24 protein-coding genes and 1 tRNA gene are annotated in these 17,060 nt (G+C 58.6%); 17 read left to right on the forward strand and 8 right to left on the reverse strand.

The annotated features are described in order from the left end of the window. From JWQ24_RS08510 to JWQ24_RS08535, 6 genes are all read left to right on the forward strand, one after another. Nucleotides 1–297 carry a hypothetical protein gene (locus JWQ24_RS08510; protein WP_299806620.1) on the forward strand — a complete coding sequence of 99 codons (297 nt, stop codon included), beginning with the start codon at nt 1–3 and terminating at the stop codon, nt 295–297. 2 nt (nt 298–299) lie between these two features. Beyond that, nucleotides 300–830 (forward strand): hypothetical protein, encoded by a 531-nt coding sequence (locus JWQ24_RS08515; RefSeq protein WP_299806622.1) that lies wholly within the window; start codon nt 300–302, stop codon nt 828–830. After that, entirely contained in the window at nt 811–1,197 is a 387-nt protein-coding gene (locus JWQ24_RS08520; RefSeq protein WP_299806624.1) for a hypothetical protein, read from the forward strand. The genes JWQ24_RS08515 and JWQ24_RS08520 overlap by 20 nt, the downstream gene beginning before the upstream one ends. Before the next feature lie 32 nt (nt 1,198–1,229). Continuing rightward, a complete protein-coding gene (locus tag JWQ24_RS08525; protein ID WP_299806626.1) occupies nt 1,230–1,841 on the forward strand; it encodes a hypothetical protein in 612 nt (203 codons plus the stop codon). Nucleotides 1,842–1,852: 11 nt separating this feature from the next. Further along, nucleotides 1,853–2,260: a hypothetical protein gene (locus tag JWQ24_RS08530; protein ID WP_299806627.1), complete on the forward strand. Its 408-nt coding sequence runs from the start codon at nt 1,853–1,855 to the stop codon at nt 2,258–2,260. Between the two features lie 468 nt (nt 2,261–2,728). Then, nucleotides 2,729–3,478 (forward strand): DUF5131 family protein, encoded by a 750-nt coding sequence (locus tag JWQ24_RS08535; RefSeq protein ID WP_299806628.1) that lies wholly within the window; start codon nt 2,729–2,731, stop codon nt 3,476–3,478. Between the two features lie 39 nt (nt 3,479–3,517). On the opposite strand, the gene tcmP is transcribed toward JWQ24_RS08535, so the two are convergent. Then, nucleotides 3,518–4,321, reverse strand: a complete 804-nt coding sequence (gene tcmP, locus JWQ24_RS08540; protein ID WP_299806629.1) for a three-Cys-motif partner protein TcmP — start codon at nt 4,319–4,321, stop codon at nt 3,518–3,520. 176 nt (nt 4,322–4,497) lie between these two features. Here tcmP and JWQ24_RS08545 point away from each other — a divergent pair, with 176 nt between their 5' ends. From JWQ24_RS08545 to JWQ24_RS08560, 4 genes are all read left to right on the forward strand, one after another. Next, nucleotides 4,498–4,680, forward strand: a complete 183-nt coding sequence (locus JWQ24_RS08545; protein WP_299806631.1) for a hypothetical protein — start codon at nt 4,498–4,500, stop codon at nt 4,678–4,680. A 525-nt stretch (nt 4,681–5,205) separates the two neighbouring features. Next, nucleotides 5,206–6,288: a hypothetical protein gene (locus JWQ24_RS08550; RefSeq protein WP_299806633.1), complete on the forward strand. Its 1,083-nt coding sequence runs from the start codon at nt 5,206–5,208 to the stop codon at nt 6,286–6,288. Next, on the forward strand, nt 6,288–6,701 hold the full coding sequence (locus JWQ24_RS08555) for a hypothetical protein (RefSeq protein ID WP_299806635.1): 414 nt from the start codon (nt 6,288–6,290) through the stop codon (nt 6,699–6,701). The genes JWQ24_RS08550 and JWQ24_RS08555 overlap by 1 nt, the downstream gene beginning before the upstream one ends. Continuing rightward, nucleotides 6,698–7,321 (forward strand): hypothetical protein, encoded by a 624-nt coding sequence (locus tag JWQ24_RS08560; RefSeq protein ID WP_299806637.1) that lies wholly within the window; start codon nt 6,698–6,700, stop codon nt 7,319–7,321. Before JWQ24_RS08555 ends, JWQ24_RS08560 begins: the two co-directional genes overlap by 4 nt. A 182-nt stretch (nt 7,322–7,503) precedes the next feature. On the opposite strand, the gene JWQ24_RS08565 is transcribed toward JWQ24_RS08560, so the two are convergent. From JWQ24_RS08565 to JWQ24_RS08575, 3 genes are all read right to left on the reverse strand, one after another. Beyond that, entirely contained in the window at nt 7,504–8,544 is a 1,041-nt protein-coding gene (locus tag JWQ24_RS08565; protein ID WP_299806639.1) for a DUF2971 domain-containing protein, read from the reverse strand. Nucleotides 8,545–9,049: 505 nt separating this feature from the next. Continuing rightward, nucleotides 9,050–9,235, reverse strand: coding sequence for a hypothetical protein (locus JWQ24_RS08570; RefSeq protein WP_299806641.1), 186 nt, complete (start codon nt 9,233–9,235; stop codon nt 9,050–9,052). Further along, nucleotides 9,232–9,648 (reverse strand): hypothetical protein, encoded by a 417-nt coding sequence (locus JWQ24_RS08575; protein ID WP_299806643.1) that lies wholly within the window; start codon nt 9,646–9,648, stop codon nt 9,232–9,234. The genes JWQ24_RS08570 and JWQ24_RS08575 overlap by 4 nt, the downstream gene beginning before the upstream one ends. Nucleotides 9,649–9,684: 36 nt before the next feature. On the opposite strand from JWQ24_RS08575, the gene JWQ24_RS08580 reads away from it, so the two are divergent. From JWQ24_RS08580 to JWQ24_RS08595, 4 genes are all read left to right on the forward strand, one after another. Continuing rightward, nucleotides 9,685–9,903 (forward strand): hypothetical protein, encoded by a 219-nt coding sequence (locus JWQ24_RS08580; protein ID WP_299806645.1) that lies wholly within the window; start codon nt 9,685–9,687, stop codon nt 9,901–9,903. Continuing rightward, a complete protein-coding gene (locus JWQ24_RS08585) occupies nt 9,900–10,136 on the forward strand; it encodes a hypothetical protein (protein WP_299806647.1) in 237 nt (78 codons plus the stop codon). Before JWQ24_RS08580 ends, JWQ24_RS08585 begins: the two co-directional genes overlap by 4 nt. A 100-nt stretch (nt 10,137–10,236) precedes the next feature. Further along, entirely contained in the window at nt 10,237–10,416 is a 180-nt protein-coding gene (locus JWQ24_RS08590) for a hypothetical protein (protein WP_299806649.1), read from the forward strand. A gap of 209 nt (nt 10,417–10,625) precedes the next feature. Continuing rightward, entirely contained in the window at nt 10,626–11,048 is a 423-nt protein-coding gene (locus JWQ24_RS08595; RefSeq protein WP_299806651.1) for a hypothetical protein, read from the forward strand. A 136-nt stretch (nt 11,049–11,184) separates the two neighbouring features. Here JWQ24_RS08595 and JWQ24_RS08600 read toward each other — a convergent pair whose 3' ends face one another. The 3 genes from JWQ24_RS08600 to JWQ24_RS08610 all read right to left on the reverse strand — a co-directional run bounded on the left by JWQ24_RS08600 (nt 11,185) and on the right by JWQ24_RS08610 (nt 11,858). Then, the gene (locus JWQ24_RS08600) at nt 11,185–11,346 is read right to left on the reverse strand and encodes a hypothetical protein (protein ID WP_299806653.1); all 162 of its coding nucleotides are present in this window, start codon (nt 11,344–11,346) and stop codon (nt 11,185–11,187) included. Between the two features lie 163 nt (nt 11,347–11,509). After that, a tRNA-Cys gene (locus JWQ24_RS08605) sits at nt 11,510–11,583 on the reverse strand. 95 nt (nt 11,584–11,678) lie between these two features. Continuing rightward, the gene (locus JWQ24_RS08610; RefSeq protein WP_299806655.1) at nt 11,679–11,858 is read right to left on the reverse strand and encodes a hypothetical protein; all 180 of its coding nucleotides are present in this window, start codon (nt 11,856–11,858) and stop codon (nt 11,679–11,681) included. A gap of 346 nt (nt 11,859–12,204) precedes the next feature. Here JWQ24_RS08610 and JWQ24_RS08615 point away from each other — a divergent pair, with 346 nt between their 5' ends. Genes JWQ24_RS08615 through JWQ24_RS08625 form a run of 3 tightly spaced genes read left to right on the forward strand, consistent with a single transcriptional unit; the run spans nt 12,205 to nt 16,134 of the window. Beyond that, nucleotides 12,205–14,976 carry a molybdopterin cofactor-binding domain-containing protein gene (locus JWQ24_RS08615; protein ID WP_299806657.1) on the forward strand — a complete coding sequence of 924 codons (2,772 nt, stop codon included), beginning with the start codon at nt 12,205–12,207 and terminating at the stop codon, nt 14,974–14,976. Next, nucleotides 14,973–15,488, forward strand: a complete 516-nt coding sequence (locus JWQ24_RS08620) for a (2Fe-2S)-binding protein (protein WP_299806659.1) — start codon at nt 14,973–14,975, stop codon at nt 15,486–15,488. The genes JWQ24_RS08615 and JWQ24_RS08620 overlap by 4 nt, the downstream gene beginning before the upstream one ends. Before the next feature lie 52 nt (nt 15,489–15,540). Further along, nucleotides 15,541–16,134, forward strand: coding sequence for an Isoquinoline 1-oxidoreductase subunit (locus JWQ24_RS08625; RefSeq protein WP_299806733.1), 594 nt, complete (start codon nt 15,541–15,543; stop codon nt 16,132–16,134). 667 nt (nt 16,135–16,801) lie between these two features. On the opposite strand, the gene JWQ24_RS08630 is transcribed toward JWQ24_RS08625, so the two are convergent. After that, nucleotides 16,802–16,987, reverse strand: coding sequence for a hypothetical protein (locus JWQ24_RS08630; RefSeq protein ID WP_299806661.1), 186 nt, complete (start codon nt 16,985–16,987; stop codon nt 16,802–16,804). Nucleotides 16,988–17,060: the final 73 nt, after the last annotated feature.

Below are 17,060 nucleotides of genomic sequence, written 5' to 3' on the forward strand. Positions count from 1 at the left end.
ATGACCGCAAGTAGTGCACAGAAACGCAATGTCACCATCAATCCAGTGGTGACAGAAACGATGATGGTGACACGAGAAATGCCTGCAGCGCAGGCGTTGTCACCATGTCACCACCTGTCACCACATAAATGGTTTGTATACGTGCGCGCGCGGCGAGTTTCAAAGGTGCCAGTGACAGTGGTGACGGTGGTGACGGTGGTGACAGGTGGAGGGGGTTGGGTGCTTTCTCAACACTCAAGGAGCAGTGACCGCATGGTTCCCGTTCCCATCATAAATGCCTTCAAAAAAGGTTTCTGACGATGAAAAACCTCGGTGAGCCGGATCGTTTGAAGCCTCCCTGGGGGAGGGGTGGTCGCCGTTCTCCCGACTTAGGGAGCCCAGACCGCACAGGTTCAAAACTACGCAAAAAACCAAATTTAGATTTTGGAATTTCAATTATGGCTAAGGGTCGCCGACCAAAACCATCGCACCTGCACCTGATCGCTGGCACTCATCGCCCGACACGACACGGACCCGCGGCCGAGAAGAGCGTAACGATCGACAAATCCGCGAATGCGTTCGGACCCCTTATTTTACCGAAGCATCTGCGCGGCGAGGCGCGCGCGGCTTGGATAAAATACATCGCGCCAGCTCATTGGCTGGATGCGAGCCTCGAGCCTTCGGCGATCGCATTCTGTGAGCTTTGGAAGGAAATGCGGGCCGCGCCCAATCAATTTATGGCGTCAAAACACACTCAAATGCGCGGTTATTTGGCCGATTTAGGCCTTTCTGACGCACGAAAACGCCAGATTGAGACCCCTAAAGCGCCTGATGAGCATTTCGATGACTAACGGGCGCGCGCCAATATCCGACAATCGGCCAACCGGTATCGATGCGGTGGCCTGCATTGCCATCGAGCTCCAGCGACTATCGGAAAGCTCGCTTCCAGCGGAAGCCAGGGCTGCATTCCGCCGGGCGCATCGTGCGCTGTTTCAGCAGTCCGCCGGCCGCCACCCGACGAACGATCGCAGACTGCTTCGGGACGCAGAACAGCTGCTCGCCATGGGACTGGCGAAATCCGAGAATGACGCGCTCGCCAAAGTGGCGGCCACGATCGCGACCGACTTTCAGTCTTTGAAAACAACAATCGAGCGCCTTCGACGAAAGCGCCGCAAATCTTCCCTCGAAATAGTTAAAGTGGGAGAACGTCGGGCCTAGGTTTGCTTCGTTAAACAACGAAGGGACTGGACATGGCGTTCGCCGCGAAAAAGCCGACCGAAACAGAATTCGTCGTACCCTCGCTTGCGGAAGCATCCCCAGCCTATGCCGAGTTAGTGGCGCGCAAGTCGAACTTGCTTGCCTCTCTGCAAGAGGCGGAGACGCAGCTCCGGCGAGATGAGGCTGCCTTTCGTGCGCGTCCTTCGCAAATGAGCGAGAAGGTCGCGGTGTTGGTGGGCGACTGCGCTCCGGGTGAATCCGCATATCCGACGGCTGCGCGAATCCGGGAGCAGCAGGTCATGATTGCTGCAATCAGGCAGGCGATCACCGTGATTGAGACGCGCCTCAGTGCGGAGCGGGGTAGAGCTTCGCTGGCGGTTTGCGATCAAGTTCGCGGCGAGCACAAGCGCCTGGTGCGCGATATGTGCGCCAAGCTGATGGATCTGCGCGAATCCATGTTGGCATATCAGACACTCGCTGACGCGCTAAACGACAAGGATATCGCGTGGAGCCCTCTCTCGCCGTCGCAGTTGCTCGCTCTCGGACATCCATTCGACTCACAATCGAGATTGGCGATGTATCTGCGCGAAAAAGCCAAGGACGGCTTTATCGATGCGAAAGAAATTCCGGCTCAAATTCGCTGAAAGGAAACGCTATGGATTATTCGCAGACGTCATCAACCATCCGACTCATTCGGGGAAGTGACAACTTGATATCGGACTTTACAAGAGAAAGTGCACAAGCATTGCGCTCAAAGAAAATCTACGTTGCTCCGACATCGGAACGCCTTTGTGTCATTCGGACCAGCGACGGCGTGGAGACAGAACACCGGGGGTGCGACGTGCCCTCCGTGGCAGCGGTGTTGCTGTTCTTCAAAAAGCGCAAGCTGCGAGCGCTGCAAGAGCGCAATGGAAAACCCGAGGACCGGCGGCAGCGAATGGCACGCGACCTGCGTGACCGTCTCGCGGGACGCTCCCGTAGAGGCTCAGAACAACTCTCGCCCTCGCTAAGTGCTGCGCCATCCCCTTGGTGGGAGAAAATCGGGATGCTGCAGAAGATGTAGACCGCCTCTGGGAGGGGTGGGTCAGTTCCTAAAGCAATAGGGAGCTCAGACCGCATGGGTACCGCAACGTCAAATTCCGCAGAATTCGAGGAAACCTTGAAACGAATGCCCCGACGGCCAGCCTGGCAACCAGAACGCCGTCAAGCACGGCTTGTTCAGCGAGCCCGTTCGGGCGGTCCGCCGAGCTGCTGCCGATAAGCGACGGCGTGCAGAGCGGAAGTGGGCGGAGAAGATGCGCCCGACAGATTATGCGGCGATTTGTGCCGCGATCAAAAATCATCGGCCGGCGTTGGTCGGCACCAAGGTTCACTAACAACGATTTGCGATTGCGGATGTACCAGCGCGGAAAGAAACGGCCCCGTCCTCGATGTCTGGGGGGACACAAGGCGGTCGGGGTAGCGTGAGTAAAAATATGAGTAACGAAATATAACCACTTTCTTGAGATTCTATCGATGCTTGCGAGGGATCATGGCAGAAACATCAATTGAATGGACCGACGCGACATGGAACCCGGTGGCCGGCTGTGCGGTGCTGACGGCGGGATGCACGAATTGTTACGCAATGCGGATGGCAGCGCGCCTCGAAGCCATGGGCGTTGAGAAATACGTGGGTCTCACGCGCAAGAGCGGAAAACGGGCAGTTTGGTCCGGCAAAATCCGGTTGGATGAAAAATCGCTGGCTGCTCCGCGGTCTTGGTCAAAGCCGCGCAAGGTCTTCGTCAATTCGATGTCGGACCTTTTCCACGAAGACGTTCCGATCGAATTCATTCGGAAGGTTTGGGATGTGATGCGCGAGACGCCGCGGCACACGTACCAGATACTGACGAAGCGACCCGAGCGGATGGCGTTGGTGCTCAATGAGCCAGGCTTTGCCGTGCTGCCGAACGTGTGGCTCGGCACCAGCATCGAAGACGGGCGCGTACTGGGCCGTCTCGATGCGATCCGCACGGTGCCGGCGGCGGTTCGCTTTGTGTCCTTGGAGCCCTTGATAGGCTCGGTGGCAGCGGGCGACCTGTCGGGCATTGACTGGGCGATTGTTGGCGGCGAAAGCGGGCCCGGCGCTCGTCCAATGGATCCGATTTGGGTGGATGAAATCGAGTCAATGTGTCGACGAGCGGGTGCGGCATTTTTCTTCAAGCAATGGGGTGGCAAGAACAAAAAAGCCGCCGGCCGAATGCTGAGAGGGCGCACCTACGATGAACTGCCTGCCAGTATCTGATTGCCTATTTTGGTCGCGAGGCCAATCGCTTTCCCGCTGTCATTGGACACGCAAAGGAACAGCGAAATGAGGCCTTCGGCTTACTGGTAAAGGCAGTGGCTTCAGCACCGTTGGAAAAATTGATTGAAGGCGACGTCGCACATACTTTTCTAAACCGCTAACGTCTTCCAATCGAACCCGTGGGTCATCCCCGAACATTTCTGATTGACCGCTATCGCTATATAGCTCCGCCTTCCAATCCTCGCTCCCGAGAATTCGGGTCAGCGCCGCCTGCTTGTGTTCATCAATAGATGTGATTTTTCGTGTCGCTTGGCGATAAAGGCCTGATATCGGAAATAGGAACCACACATCGATAGCTTTCGTTTTCGCAACGGCTTCGAGCGTCGACCAATCAACCTCCATTCCGTATGGATCTAGAAGAAGTACAGCGCGCGTCGACTGCCACCGTTGATTCCGCACGAGGTCGCGGATAGCCTGGTTAGCATCGTCCTTCACCACGACGATGCTGCGCCCAGGGTGTTTCGCGGCAAGATCGTTCAACGCTGCGATATGCGCCGGCTTTGAGTCCACGAAAACAATGAGGTCGAATCCCGGCTTTACTTCGATCGCAATACGGGCCGAACCGTGCCGCTGCTCGATCCTGGCCGGTTCCTCTGGATCCCACAAATCGGCCGGCTTCGCTTCATGTCTGACCGTGCGCGCGCCAGTGCCGGCGAATGCGTCTATGTACCAAAGCTGGCTAAATTTGCCGCGCAACGCTATCGAATAAGCTGAGAGGTATTTTTCTACAATTGATAATTTGATATCGGTGTGCTGACCGCCAAATTCGTGATCCACCGCCATCGCTTCACCGCGCCTCTTGAGTTTTTAAGTGCGGCTCCTGCGTGGCAGCCTTCCATATCCAGTGCATCCAAGCGCAACCAGAGCGAGAGTGCAAGGCCGGCGATCATCACGTAACCAGGTGGCCTTCTTGTCTAGGGCCGCTATTGTCGCCGATCACTCTGAAGCAGGACGCTCAAATGTTAAACGACCGAGAGAAAGTTATCGCGGCGTTGCGCGAGAAACCGATGAAGATCTTCGAAGTGATGAAGCGAGCGAACATCACCAATCAGGAGGCCTGTCAATCGCTCTTACTCAAGATGCGAGACGAAGGCTCCATCAAGTTTGACATCAATAAAGGTGTCTGGTCGGCGAATCCATGAGCACGACGGCGCTTCGGAGGTGGAGGGCGACTTTGACTGCGCGATGAGCGTCCGGTTTGGAAATCCCAAGCCCTCTCGCTGCGGTGGCGCAAGAATGCTACCGTCGAGGCCTACGTGTTCGCTCCTAACTGAGACGGACTGTCTGCCGCCATGCAGCACGCGGAGACCATCGCCGGCCGGCTGCGAAGTTTTCGGAATAACGAGGTTTCGTGCTTGTCAGCCGACGTCATTCCGATCGGCCCTGGATCCAGCGTGTCGCCGCCCGGCATGGATTCCGCAGCGGTGCACTATCAATCCGCCATGTGTGAAGAGGCGACATTTTGATCAGATTGGGTGAAGGTCCGTACAATGCAATGTACGGCCCCTTTTCCTTCGCGCCGCGCCAGCGCAAGATCGTCCGCGTTTTCCTCCGCGAATTGGGAAGTCGGGTGCAAGTTGGCCAATAGGGCTCCGAAATAGACGACAGTTTGCTGGACTCTCCAGTCAATCTCCGATTTCATCGAATGGGATACCGGGGGGGCAATCTTGACGTCAATTTCTGATATTGCGCGCACAATGCGCGCTCGGATGCCGTGGCCTGTGGGGCGCAAAGTTCTGGTTGAAAATGACTTCCCTCGAGGAAGGGGGTGGGAACAAACGGTTACGAAGCTGGGTAGCGATCAGCTTAAAGTGACTGGGAATATAGAAGATCTTGCCGCGGCTCTTAGTGAGCACATACTCTGCGGCGAGAAGCTTAGTGGCTTTTACAACGTGGATATTGAAGTACTCGATCGTGTTCGGGCGAAGGTCCTTGGCATGGACGTCGAAGAGACTGATTTCTCGCGTTCCTATCCAGCGGCGTTGACTGAAGATCAACTTGCGGATCAGCATAGCGGATTTGTTTTGACCGCTGTTTCTCGGACGGAGGACGGCGTTGCGGTAGTTTTTTCGTCGGTGCGCGTGGTGACGGTCCGCGAGGAGATCGAGCCAGAAGAGATATCCGACGAGCTAGCCAGCCTACTCGAGGGCTACGAAGAAATTGTAGGACTGAAGACTGTTCGTTTTCAGGCCTTTGACGTAATTTGGATCCCCCACAACGGATCTCTGATAGACGTGCGTGTTGATTATCCGGCTGGGACTCATCAAGATGTTGCCATCGCGGCTCACGCGCGAATTGTCGACGCTTTCCACACGCTTGTTGATGAGCTTCTTATGGCCGAGACTGTTAATCTGTTTCCGCTTATAGATCGCATCTACAACGATCCCTCTGAGGGAATTGTCGTGGAGCTTGGTTTCGGGACTACTACCGCCTCACTCAAGAACGAGAAGATGCGTCGAAAGCAATTGGATCTGCGCGAAGAACAATACCACGTAGGCGGAAAAGCTGCACTCACGTCACCCATAGAGCCATTCAGACTTAGCGTCACTTGGAAACGGAACGTTGGCGGGGGCCGATTCTCCAGCCCGGAGCTGAGCTTGAATAGCAATGCACGCGCAGCCGGTGGCATAGATCCCGCGATCCGAAATGTAGTGATACGTAGGTGTATGGGCCAAGCTGATTATGAGTTTGTCCGATCGCGAATTGAGCATCACTTGGCGACGGAATCATCGGCAGAGCAAAAGAATTGATGGTCGTGGCGCTTGAAAACCTTCGCAGAGAATTGCTCGCGCGCTGGTCAGATGTGCCAGCGGCAGATATCTGCATGAGAATTTTAGATTTTGTTGAATCTACTCCGCAAAACGAACTGCATTTTCTTACATTTACCACGCTATGCCGTGCTGCCGGGCGAACTAACATCGACGTGGAGCTTCTTGCGGCGATAAACATACTAACTGGGTCACGCCTCGCGTTGCTCGACGCCCATGCAATGTTCATTGACGAAGATGAGAACGAGCACGAGCTCTCACCTGAAGAAATAGCAGAAGCTCGCGAAACGGGGACATTAGTTCACCCTGAGACAGGCGAGATCGTTGGGGACTATGAGCGCTACTTGGTGCCATTTTTCTCCCCAAGCAAACGATTGATTGCTGAGCTCGGATGACTGAGCAGCACCACCCGACATGGGCAGAAATCAACGCAATAATTAGTCAGTCGACGCCTGGCCGCATTCAATTGCAAATGGCGTTCGCATCGTCGCATCAAGAACGTCGAAAGCTGGTCGAGGATGCTATCGACTGGATAGCGCAAGAAATGACGAAGACCTCTCATCTCCGGCAAGAGAGAGGCGAGGACGAAATTTCGATAGATTTTGTCTCGATGCTAAAGGCTATGGGATTCCAAGCCGCACATGACACGCAGTATGGCGGGCATTGCGACGTAATCGTTGAAGGAAGAGATGATTTTCTTTGGATCGCTGAAGCTAAAGTGCACTCGTCATATGCTTGGCTAGAAAAAGGCATGGCTCAATTGTCGACGCGTTATTCCACAGGCCTTGACGGGCAGGATTGTGGAGAGATCCTCGTCTACACTTATCAGCGGAGGCTTGATCATATCATGCTTGAATGGGCTGATCGGCTCAAAGCGGCAGTCTCTGGCATTCAGATCGACCAAATCGATATGGACAAACTAACGTTCTTGTCAGTTCACGAGCATGAGAACACCGGGAGGCCGTTTCGGATCCGGCACAAAGGTGTAACCCTTCATTTTGCACCTACAGCTTGACCCATCTCGATAAAGCGCGTCAGCACAGTTTAGATATTTGGCGGCTACCTGCCTCTCGATCGCTTACGTCGCATCCGGAATACCTTGTAAAGGGTGGGCGCAGCGCCCGCCCCCTCGCGAGCAAAAATGTGCACGTAGCAAATATCCTCAAGGCCTTGGACATTCAAATTCGTGGTTGCGATTCAATATCGCAAGGTCGTGTCTGCTTTAACGACCGGAACGTCTAAACTGTTTTGATCCAATAGTAGTTTTGCCGCGCTATACTGGTTCTCTTGGTCCCGGTGAGGCCCCACTATAATCCTTTTGATCGGGAGCCTCTCTTCGAGCGTTTCGAACAACCTGATATACGGCACTGCGCCTCCGGCAACACCTTCTCGAAAGTTTATCTTTATGGCTGCTCGAACATCCCCCTTCGCTTGGGAAGGGATGGTTGCATTCGCGATCAGGCGGTATTCATTTTCTTCCTGAAAGCGTGGAGACTTCAGAAAGGGAATTGTTGTTATAAAGGCAGCAATGTAGCTCACGACCTCACGATCGCTAAGTATCTGCGCGACGTCCGGCCGAGCCGCTAAGGCGGGGACCTTTTCACGAAAAGCATCCCCAAGTGCCGACGCTCCTAGTCCTTCAAACGCACGGAGGTTGGCAAATTCTTCGTGGTTTCTATAAACAACTTTCCGGGTTGCAATTGCTTGTAATGAGCGCTGTTTGCTTTCCAGTTGAGTCAGCTTATCCAATTCAGCCTCGTCAAACTCAATAGCAAAGCCGCCGCGGCCGTACCCGCGCCATTGGCTTAGAAGCCCGTGATTGTATTCCTCGCTTCCATGCGAGTGCATACAAAATGAAGTCAGGTAAAACGGCGAAATCGTCTCGATGGTTCTCATGATAGAGCGGCAGACATTAGCAGCCTCACTATCATAAACATTTTCGCCATACTTCTTCATTAGCCCGGGCGTGAAGGCATTCGCGGCTATCAGCTTCGGGACAATTTCGCGAAATTCTGCCGATACCTGCGGAACTAACAATTCTGAAAGAATCTGAAGCTCCGAAGTATCATTCAGGTAGTTCGCATGAGTGGCGAATAACACTTGCTCTTGGATGATGCCGATCAATCCCGATGCTGTCGTATAGTGAAAAAGTGAGGCTGATTGTCGAGCATGTGCGCCTTCCTTTTGTTTTGGCTCATTGATCGCCGCCCAGCGCTTTGCGCGATTTTTTCGGTTCATTAGATCCCCCAAGGAAAGCAGAGTCGGACAACCTGAGGACGACCGCAAGCTCAATTGCGCCCCGTACTCGTTCGTAGCGTGGGCGCGTTGTGCGATTGCGCGGGTGCTCTCGGAATAGTTGCTGACCCAATGGGAATCCCAAAGGGCCGGCACACCGTGCCCACCCTCAATCTGAGGGCGGAGGGCACGCACCGGGCGCGTACCCTTGGAGCTCGCCATATTTGGCGACAAGGGTGTCCACAGGGCGGACGGCCTTGGCAAAGGGTACTTGCCGGGCAAATAGGCTGATTTCCATGTAGCGATTCACGGGCAGGAAGTGCCTGCGGCTGTAAAGCGCGGTACTGATTCCCTCCGCAAAAACAGCCAGGGGGGAATCCCGGGGGTATGCGCAGAATTACGCATAACCCCGGCGCGCGCCGTTGGTGGTGTCCACAAGTGCGTCGCCTGCTGAAACCTTAGGGCGGAAAAGGATCTTGGTTCGCCACTACCTAACGGTGCGCGGCAGTCACTTGCCCTGCAAAGTCGCCGCCTCTCGTGCTAAGCGCTCGGCCCTGAGACGTGCGCGATTATCGTCGAAGGCCTGCTGTGAGATTTCGAACTCTGTCTTAGCGGGCTTAACTTCGGTCGGTTTGAATGCCTTTTCCGCGTCCTGTTGGACCGCACTTACGGTCCCGAGTTGAAACTTATTCATGGCTTTGCCTTTGGTGTATCCACCCGGGATCCCCTGAACTCTTCGGGGCCCTTAAGCAAACGGCGCTTGCGGCTCGCTTGTTCCTCCGAAGGCGCCGCACTGTCAGTCAATTTGTCGATCGCACCGGCTGCCATTTCCTTAGCTCGGGCCTTCTGCGTGGTGCTCTCATGCCGGGGCGCCTCAACCGTCAGGCCCAGCTCGACGAGGCGGCGGATGGCTTCGGGGCGCGACGGAGCGTCGTTCTGCTGCTTGGCCCAGTTGTCTATCTGCCCCAGTCGATCATCCTCAAACCGAACGAGCACGCCGTCGCGTCGGCCTCCAGTCGAGGGCCGACCACGCTTATTTGGGATATCCTGAATTGACTTTGCCATTAATTCAGGATATCCCAAAAGCAAGCCGAGGGGAAGCAGCAACTTCCACCCCGGCTTTAACCTCAAGCAGGAGCGACCATGCCTAAGGCTGACTGCGTGCTTAGCACGCCACCCACCAACACGCCTACTATCCGGCAGGCGATCGAAGACCAAATAGAGCGGTTGATTGCCTTCCTCGACTTCATCGACGACCCGGACCTCGAAGCCGCGGGTGACGACGAGGATGGGCACGACTTCGAGGAAACCGACGGCCGGCCGGTCTTGATCTCCGCCTGCGGCCATCTGGTGTTTTCATGAGACAAATCACCAACGCGCAGTTCGAGGAAATCACCAATACAATCTTCGCCCTCAAGATGATCGCGAGCGTGGTCACCGACGCGGCCGACGAAATGACGAGGCCGGACGAAGGCGAGGACTGGGAGATACCGGCGCGCATGGGCGAGCGCATCGCGCATTTCGCGATGGAGCAACTGAATGCCGTCTATGATCTCGAAGAGCTGGTTAAAGCTGCCGTGGCGGTGAGCGAATGAACCGCGCGCTGGCTGTGTTTGATCGCATCCTAGCCGCGGTAGTTCTCGGCTTCCTGATCTTCCTCGTCGGGTGGCGTTTCCCGGTCGGAGGCTTCTAACGGTGGATATCGTCACTGAGATCCTAGCCGCTTGGCGGGAGGCCGACCCCAAAACGAAAGCGGAAGTGCTCGACTATCTGCGGCGGGCAGCGTCCGACGATCCGGAGCTACGAGAACAAGGCCTTGCTGCTCTTCAGGCGGCGGTTGCCGCGATCGGTCCTGTACAGGAGGCTTCATCATGAACCGCACTCTTGCGGTGATCGATCGCATCCTGGCCGGGGTGGCGATTGGCTTCCTGATCTTCCTCGTCGGGTGGCGTTTCCCGGTGGGAGGCTTTTAGCAATGGAGCCCGCCGGTTCACGCGCCGGCGGCCTTTTTTTCACTGGACTGCAACTAACCTGGTTCACGAATGTTGCGGATTTGCTGGGCGGCCATCCATAGGAGCGCATCCATGTGTGATTACAGCCTGCACGCGGTCGCTAACCGTCCAGCGGAGGTGGCGGATAGGTTGGTGTCGAACAAATTTCCTTCCACGACAACTCGGGGGTTCGCAAGCTTCGACGATCCTCACGTCGCAGTGTGTCTTCGCCCGGGGACCGAAATCGCCTTTGAAGACAACGTCCGAGTCGACGGGTGGGTGTTTCGCCGGAACGTGCGCGATCGACTGGCCCGTTTTCGCCAAATTGACGTAGGCCAATCTCATCATCACCACGACGCGCTCGAGTTCTCCAACGGCGAGATCGTTCTCGTCACAGATCTTAGGCCCGGGCAAAGGGCGATCGTGCTGCAGCTGCCTGTTAGTCAGGCGATCGAAAGGCCCCGTAACCCGGAACCTGCTGCCGCGCTGCACGAAGTCGCTCGAATCATCCCCTGACGCGCCATATTACAGGGCCCGGCGTGAACCGGCGGGTAAGGCAGAATCCTTCTTTCAGGCTCTCGCGATAGCGTTCTCTCAAGCGTACCGCAGTAGTTAGACAAAACCCGCCGGGGCGACCCGGCGGGTTTTACTGTCAGTAACCGACGGTGCCTGGCAAGTCGAACCAGCCGAACGTCATCGCTGCGAGCGAGAGCAACAGGCCAATCCCACAGAAGATGAGGATGCCGGGGTCAAATTCGGCTTTGTCCTGCTTGGCGGGAACATGCGGCGGGGAAAGCCATTCGAGAACGGTCATGGCACCCTCCGGGAGAGCCTCCAAGACAATTTATCTCAGGGAGATTCGGAAAGGTTCACTCGGAGAACGGGTAAAACGACCACCTTCATTGTGCGCTGGAATGTGCGTAGACCGAAATCCACGGTCTAAATTTCCAATAAAATCAATGCACTAGGAAGGTAACTGGAGGCCACGTCGGGAATCGAACCCGAATAAACGGTTTTGCAGACCGGCGCGTAACCACTCCGCCACATGGCCCCATTGGCGGCTTTGTTACAGTCGGATCGCCCGTTAGGCAATGCCCCGATTGTTATCTTTCGCGTCCGGAATGTTCTTCCGGACGTCATTCCGTCTCAGCAGGAGGCAGTCCAGCCGTCCGGGAAGGGGACCAGCGGCCATTCCATGCCGTTGTCGTTGGCGGCAGCCGGGACCGGCGCCAGGAACATCGCCTGGCTGCGCAGGTCGTCGAGGGCTTCGGCTTCGATTTCGGTACGGACGACGCTCAGCAAGAGGTCGAATTCGGCTTCGCTCATTTGATTGCTCCTTGTTGGATGCAATCTGGCGAAAGAACTTTTTTGGCGCGTTGTGCGGATCGTTCAAATTTTATCGATCCAGCGGTGCGGCGGACCGTGGTTACCACCCTGTTGATAGGCGACGACAAATCCAACGCATCCCGCGCGACAGTATCTTGCAGCCGACGTCGGCATCCGCACACACGGTTGTACTGATTGGAGTTTTCGCTGCAGTCGATTCACCTTCGAATAACTCTAAATTAATGGGGCGGATGACACTTTGCCGATAAACGTGATTCCAGTGCGTGATTCGCGATAACTCGAACGCCTGCAAGTCGCTCGAGCAGCTCCCACCTACAGGTGAAGTATGCAGCCGTCGCGACGTCAGTTCGTGAAGTGGGTGACGGCAACGGGCATGACGCTCAGCCTGTCGCGGATTGTGACAGCGGCAAGCGCGCCTTTTGATTTTCATGAGATTCTGCCGGGCAGGGGCGCGTTCAATCCCGCAGCCAAAGGCGCTGGCCGTGTCGATGGCGTTGCCAAGGTCACCGGCGCCAAGCTCTATGCTTCCGACTTTCGCGCCGCGGACATGCCGGGCTGGCCCGCGACCACGTCGCACGCGCTGCTGATCCGCGCGCCGGACGCCACCCATGTCTATATCGGCCTGGATCTCGCGCGCCTCAGCGGACCGCTGAAGCCGACGGTGGTCGTCACTGCGGCCGAGATAGACGGCATCGGGCTCACCGTTCCCGCCTTCTACGCCGGCGACTTGTTCTGCCCGGTCGGCAAGACGCCGATCTATATGGGCCAGCCGGTCGCGCTGCTGATCTTCGAGACGTTCGACGCCTTCGACCGCGCGCGGCTCGCGCTGCGCGACAACACCTTTGTGAAGTTCGGCGAGGAAACCGGCCCGGTCTCGATGCCGCCGTTCGCCGCGTTCCGTTTCACCCGCGTTGCCGGCCCGACGCCGGACGCGCCCGATATCTATTCGCCGATCATGGCCGGCTGGGTTAGTCCGGGCCGCATCCAGGACACCGAAATCCCGGTGTGGGCGCCGTTCGCCAAGGAAACCACCAAGCCTTACGGCGTCGCCGCGCGGCATGGCGAGGCGATCCGCGCCGAACTCGACGGCAACAATCCCGATCTGCTGGTACTGGACCGCCAGTTCGACACCCAGTCGATCGATCCGATGTTCCTGGAGCCGGAAGCAGGGCTCGGCTGGTACGACGGCAACAGCAAGCAGCTCGAACTGGTGCTCGGCGTGCAATCGCCCTACGACACTACGGAATCGATCGGCGAGCTGCTCGGCAAGGCCAACGCGCCGTTCAAGCCCGCGCGGATCCATTCCAATTACGCCCATATGGGCGGCGGCTTCGGCGGCCGCGACCACACGCCGTTCGTGCTCTACATGGCGCTCGCCGCGATGTTCTTCCCGGGCCGCCCGGTGCGTCTGGCGCATGACCGTTACCAGCAGTTTCAGGGCGGCATCAAGCGCCACGCCATCAAGATGCATTCGCGCATCGGCATCGACCGCAAGACTGGCAAGATCCTCGCTTTCGCCGCCGACCACGTGCTCGACGGCGGCGGCATCGCCAACTTCTCGCCCAACGTCGCGACCGTCGCGGCCAATGCGGCGATCGGCATCTATGACGTGCCGAAGGTCGATGTCACCACAGTGGCGCTGCATACCCGCGGCGTGACCGCGGGCTCGATGCGCGGTTACGGCACGCTGCAGACGATGAGCGCGATCGAGGTATTGATCGACGAGGCCGCCGTCGCGCTGAAGCTCGATCCAATCGATTTCCGCCGCCGCAATGCGCTGAAGCAGAACGGCCGGACGCTGGCCGGCAACCGCTACATCGTGTCGGTGCGCACCCCGGAATTGCTCGACAAGCTCGAGCAGCACGCGATCTGGCAAACCCGCGCCGCCGAAAAATCCAGGGCCAAGCCTGGTTTTCTCGTCGGCACCGGCGTCGCCTGCGTCACCAAGGATTACGGCACAGGCGCCGACTGTTCGAACGGCCGCGTCGAACTCGGGCCGGACGGTCGCATCGCGATCTGGAACGATCACACCGAGATGGGCACCGGCGTCGGCACCGCGCTGGCCAACCGCGTCGCATTGCATCTCGGCGGCATCTCCGATGAGGTCGCGGTCGCGCAGGTCGGCGTGTTCGACGCGCTCGGCATGGTCACGTCAGGCGATTCCTACGCGATGGACCAGAAGACCCAGGACGCCGCGGAGAAAAACCCGCGCTGGGTGCCGGCGATCTCGTCGGCGACCTCGGCCTCGATCGGCGCTCATGTCGGCACGCACGCGCCGGCGGAAGCCGCCAAGGTGATCTTCCAGTTCGGCCTGTGGCCGGCAGCACTCTTGCTGTGGAAGATCGCGCCGACCGATCCGCGCGCCAAGGATTTTGCCAAGGCGCAGTGGAAGAACGGTGAACTGACATTCGCCGAACTGCCGCCGTTGCCGCTGAAGATGCTAGCGGCGACTGCGCATGCGCGCGGTCTGGTCACGGGCGCGATGGCGCACGGCTTCTCGCGCTGGGAATGGGCGCGTGCGCGCTTCCTGCTGTCAGGCGTGCAATATCGCGCCGAGATTGACGCGCTCGCGGTGCGCCGCGGGGCAGGCCCCTTCCAGCGGCTCGACCGCGTCAGCGTCAAATTTCCGCCGACCGATAACAACCGCATCGGCACGTCGTACACCTCGATGTGCGGCACCGCCGTGCGGGTGGAAATCGAGAAGGCCACCGGCATCCTGAAGATCGCCAAGGCCTACAGCGTGCTCGAATGCGGCCAGGCGCTGGTGCCGGATCTGGTGCTCGGCCAGGCGCAGGGCGGCTTCGCGATGGGCGTCGGCTACGCGCTGCTGGAATCGCTGCCGCCGTTCGAGGGCGGCCCCGGCAACGGGCAGTGGAATCTCGGCCAGTATCTGGTGGCGCGCGGCTCCGACCTGCCGTTGCGCGATCTCGAAATCGAGATGCTGCCGCCGCTGCCGGACGAGAAGCCGAAGGGCATCGCCGAGGTCGTGATGATCCCGGTCGTGCCGGCTCTGCTTAACGCCATCCATGACGCCACCGGACGGCGTTTCCAGTCGCTGCCGGTGACCCAAAGCCTTCTCAAGGGAGCGCTCGCGTGACCACACTCGCCATCACCATCAACGGCCAGAAGCAGACGCCCGCCGAGGTTCGCGACGACCTCACCATGAACGACTACCTGCGCGAGCATCTGGGCATGACCGGCACCAAGTTCGGCTGCGGAGCGGCGCAGTGCCTGAGCTGCGCGATCATCGTCGACAATGCCGACGGCACCAGCCACACCAGCCCGACCTGCATAGTGCCCGCCGTGAATTTCAATGGCCAGTCGGTGCGCACCGTCGAAGGCCACGCCAAGGGCAATGAACTCTCGGTGCTGCAGAAGGCGTTCATCGAGCACTTCGCGTTCCAGTGCGGCTACTGCACCGCCGGCTTCCTCAATGAAGGCCAAGTGTTTCTGGAGCGGTTGGCGAAGACGCCGCTGCCGCGCGCGCAGCTGGAAACCGAGATCGCCGAAGCGCTCGACGGCCATATCTGCCGCTGCACCGGCTACATCAAATACCACGAGGCCGTGCGCGACGTTATCCTCAAGGATCCCACGCGCTACCTCGTCTGATCCCCGAAAATTGCCGCGCTGACGCGCATCAGGAGCGACCACTATGATGCAGATGCGGGGCAGGGTGCGGGCAGCGGTTTTGGCGCTGGCGATATGCACGACGGCCGGTGCGGCTTCTGCCAATGATCTGGCCTCGCCGGAAAGCTTTGCGAAAATCACGGATGAGGCGGCGCGCTCGGCGGCGATGTTCAGCGAGCTGGGCCGGGTGCTGACAAGCCCGCGCTGCGTGAACTGCCATCCGGCCGGCGACCGCCCGCATCAGGGCGACATGGGCCGTCTGCACCAGCCGCCGGTCGAACGCGGCGGCGATGGCAAGGGCACGCCGACGATGCGCTGTTCGACCTGCCACCAGGCCGCCAATTTCGATCCCGGCCGCGTGCCGGGCCATCCCGAATGGCATCTGGCGCCTATCGAAATGGCCTGGCAGGGCAAGACGATCGCGGAGATCTGCCAGCAGATCAAGGACCCCGCCCGCAACGGCGGCCGCGCGGTCGATGCGCTGATCGACCATATCGGCAAGGACACCTTGGTCGGCTGGGCCTGGGCCCCGGGCTTCGGCCGCTCGCCCGCGCCGGGTACGCAGGAGCAGGCCGGCGCGCTGGTGAAAGCCTGGGCGGAAAGCGGCGCGGCCTGTCCGGCGAAGTGAGAAACCCGACACCGCTTTCGTGTCCCGGATCTGCGAAGCAATACGGCGTATTGCATCGCGTCCGGGGCAAGAGCGTGGTGAGCACTTGTAACCCGCATGAGCGAAGCGACATGCGGGACAGCGCGCTCCGTAAATCCCTGCATGTCGCTACGCTCATGCGGGTTACGCCTGCGGTGGTCGACTGCCCGCGCACCACGTCGAATTTATCTTCCTATACTATTGATTAAAATCCTTATCTGATTATTATCCCCACATTCCCGTTCACGAGGGGCACTTCATGAGGCGTCTTGCGGTGGAGCGGGGACAGGAAACGAAGGGGAAACCCGACGAGACCACGTCCCCGGGAGCACGGCCCGAGGGACAGAAACCGCCCATGGCAGCCGCAGGCTGTGTAAGCTTGCCTGCGATGAGGCGCGTCGAAAGGCGCTGCGCGGTTGCCGCTTCGTCGCCGACGGCGAAGCGAACCGCGTCCCACTCCCCCCGCGCCTTTCGGCGCGCTGCCCCCCTCGTGGGTTCGAGGGGAAATGCTCACCCCCTCGGACGCGGAGGCGCCGCGAGAACAAAAGAGCTTGGCTATTTGAAATTTGCATCTGGAATTCACGCTCGTGTCCCGGACGCGCTGCAGCGTGAAACGTTGCTGCGCAGATCCGGGGCACGAGCTTGAGCGTTACAGCTCGATCGGCACCGCCAGCCGTCCGATCAGCCCGGCCAATTCATCGAGATGATCGGTGTCCGGCAGATGATCGGTGTCGTGATGCTCGACCACGGCGGCGAGCCGCAGCAGGCATTCGTCGTCGCTGATGGGGGGAAGGGTGTGGAGAGCCGTGGTCTGATGGCCGTGAAGCGCAGACATGGTCACCTCGTCGATTCGGGGTTTCGGGGTCACTTGTCGTCTCACAGCCGCAAATCTCGACGTGGAATGCGAC

It is taken from the genome of Tardiphaga sp. (genome assembly GCF_028290495.1).
Lineage (GTDB): Bacteria > Pseudomonadota > Alphaproteobacteria > Rhizobiales > Xanthobacteraceae > Tardiphaga.

Excerpts from the sequence above, each read along its gene's own strand:
- JWQ24_RS08545 (WP_299806631.1), top strand. The coding sequence starts at position 4,498 with ATGTTAAACGACCGAGAGAAAGTTATCGCGGCGTTGCGCGAGAAACCG.
- JWQ24_RS08570 (WP_299806641.1), bottom strand. The coding sequence starts at position 9,235 with ATGAATAAGTTTCAACTCGGGACCGTAAGTGCGGTCCAACAGGACGCG.
- JWQ24_RS08595 (WP_299806651.1), top strand. The coding sequence starts at position 10,626 with ATGTGTGATTACAGCCTGCACGCGGTCGCTAACCGTCCAGCGGAGGTG.
- JWQ24_RS08560 (WP_299806637.1), top strand. The coding sequence starts at position 6,698 with ATGACTGAGCAGCACCACCCGACATGGGCAGAAATCAACGCAATAATT.
- JWQ24_RS08565 (WP_299806639.1), bottom strand. The coding sequence starts at position 8,544 with ATGAACCGAAAAAATCGCGCAAAGCGCTGGGCGGCGATCAATGAGCCA.
- JWQ24_RS08610 (WP_299806655.1), bottom strand. The coding sequence starts at position 11,858 with ATGAGCGAAGCCGAATTCGACCTCTTGCTGAGCGTCGTCCGTACCGAA.
- JWQ24_RS08530 (WP_299806627.1), top strand. The coding sequence starts at position 1,853 with ATGGATTATTCGCAGACGTCATCAACCATCCGACTCATTCGGGGAAGT.
- JWQ24_RS08555 (WP_299806635.1), top strand. The coding sequence starts at position 6,288 with ATGGTCGTGGCGCTTGAAAACCTTCGCAGAGAATTGCTCGCGCGCTGG.
- tcmP (WP_299806629.1), bottom strand. The coding sequence starts at position 4,321 with ATGGCGGTGGATCACGAATTTGGCGGTCAGCACACCGATATCAAATTA.
- JWQ24_RS08520 (WP_299806624.1), top strand. The coding sequence starts at position 811 with ATGAGCATTTCGATGACTAACGGGCGCGCGCCAATATCCGACAATCGG.
- JWQ24_RS08535 (WP_299806628.1), top strand. The coding sequence starts at position 2,729 with ATGGCAGAAACATCAATTGAATGGACCGACGCGACATGGAACCCGGTG.
- JWQ24_RS08515 (WP_299806622.1), top strand. The coding sequence starts at position 300 with ATGAAAAACCTCGGTGAGCCGGATCGTTTGAAGCCTCCCTGGGGGAGG.
- JWQ24_RS08525 (WP_299806626.1), top strand. The coding sequence starts at position 1,230 with ATGGCGTTCGCCGCGAAAAAGCCGACCGAAACAGAATTCGTCGTACCC.
- JWQ24_RS08580 (WP_299806645.1), top strand. The coding sequence starts at position 9,685 with ATGCCTAAGGCTGACTGCGTGCTTAGCACGCCACCCACCAACACGCCT.
- JWQ24_RS08615 (WP_299806657.1), top strand. The coding sequence starts at position 12,205 with ATGCAGCCGTCGCGACGTCAGTTCGTGAAGTGGGTGACGGCAACGGGC.
- JWQ24_RS08630 (WP_299806661.1), bottom strand. The coding sequence starts at position 16,987 with ATGTCTGCGCTTCACGGCCATCAGACCACGGCTCTCCACACCCTTCCC.
- JWQ24_RS08510 (WP_299806620.1), top strand. The coding sequence starts at position 1 with ATGACCGCAAGTAGTGCACAGAAACGCAATGTCACCATCAATCCAGTG.
- JWQ24_RS08600 (WP_299806653.1), bottom strand. The coding sequence starts at position 11,346 with ATGACCGTTCTCGAATGGCTTTCCCCGCCGCATGTTCCCGCCAAGCAG.
- JWQ24_RS08585 (WP_299806647.1), top strand. The coding sequence starts at position 9,900 with ATGAGACAAATCACCAACGCGCAGTTCGAGGAAATCACCAATACAATC.
- JWQ24_RS08625 (WP_299806733.1), top strand. The coding sequence starts at position 15,541 with ATGCGGGGCAGGGTGCGGGCAGCGGTTTTGGCGCTGGCGATATGCACG.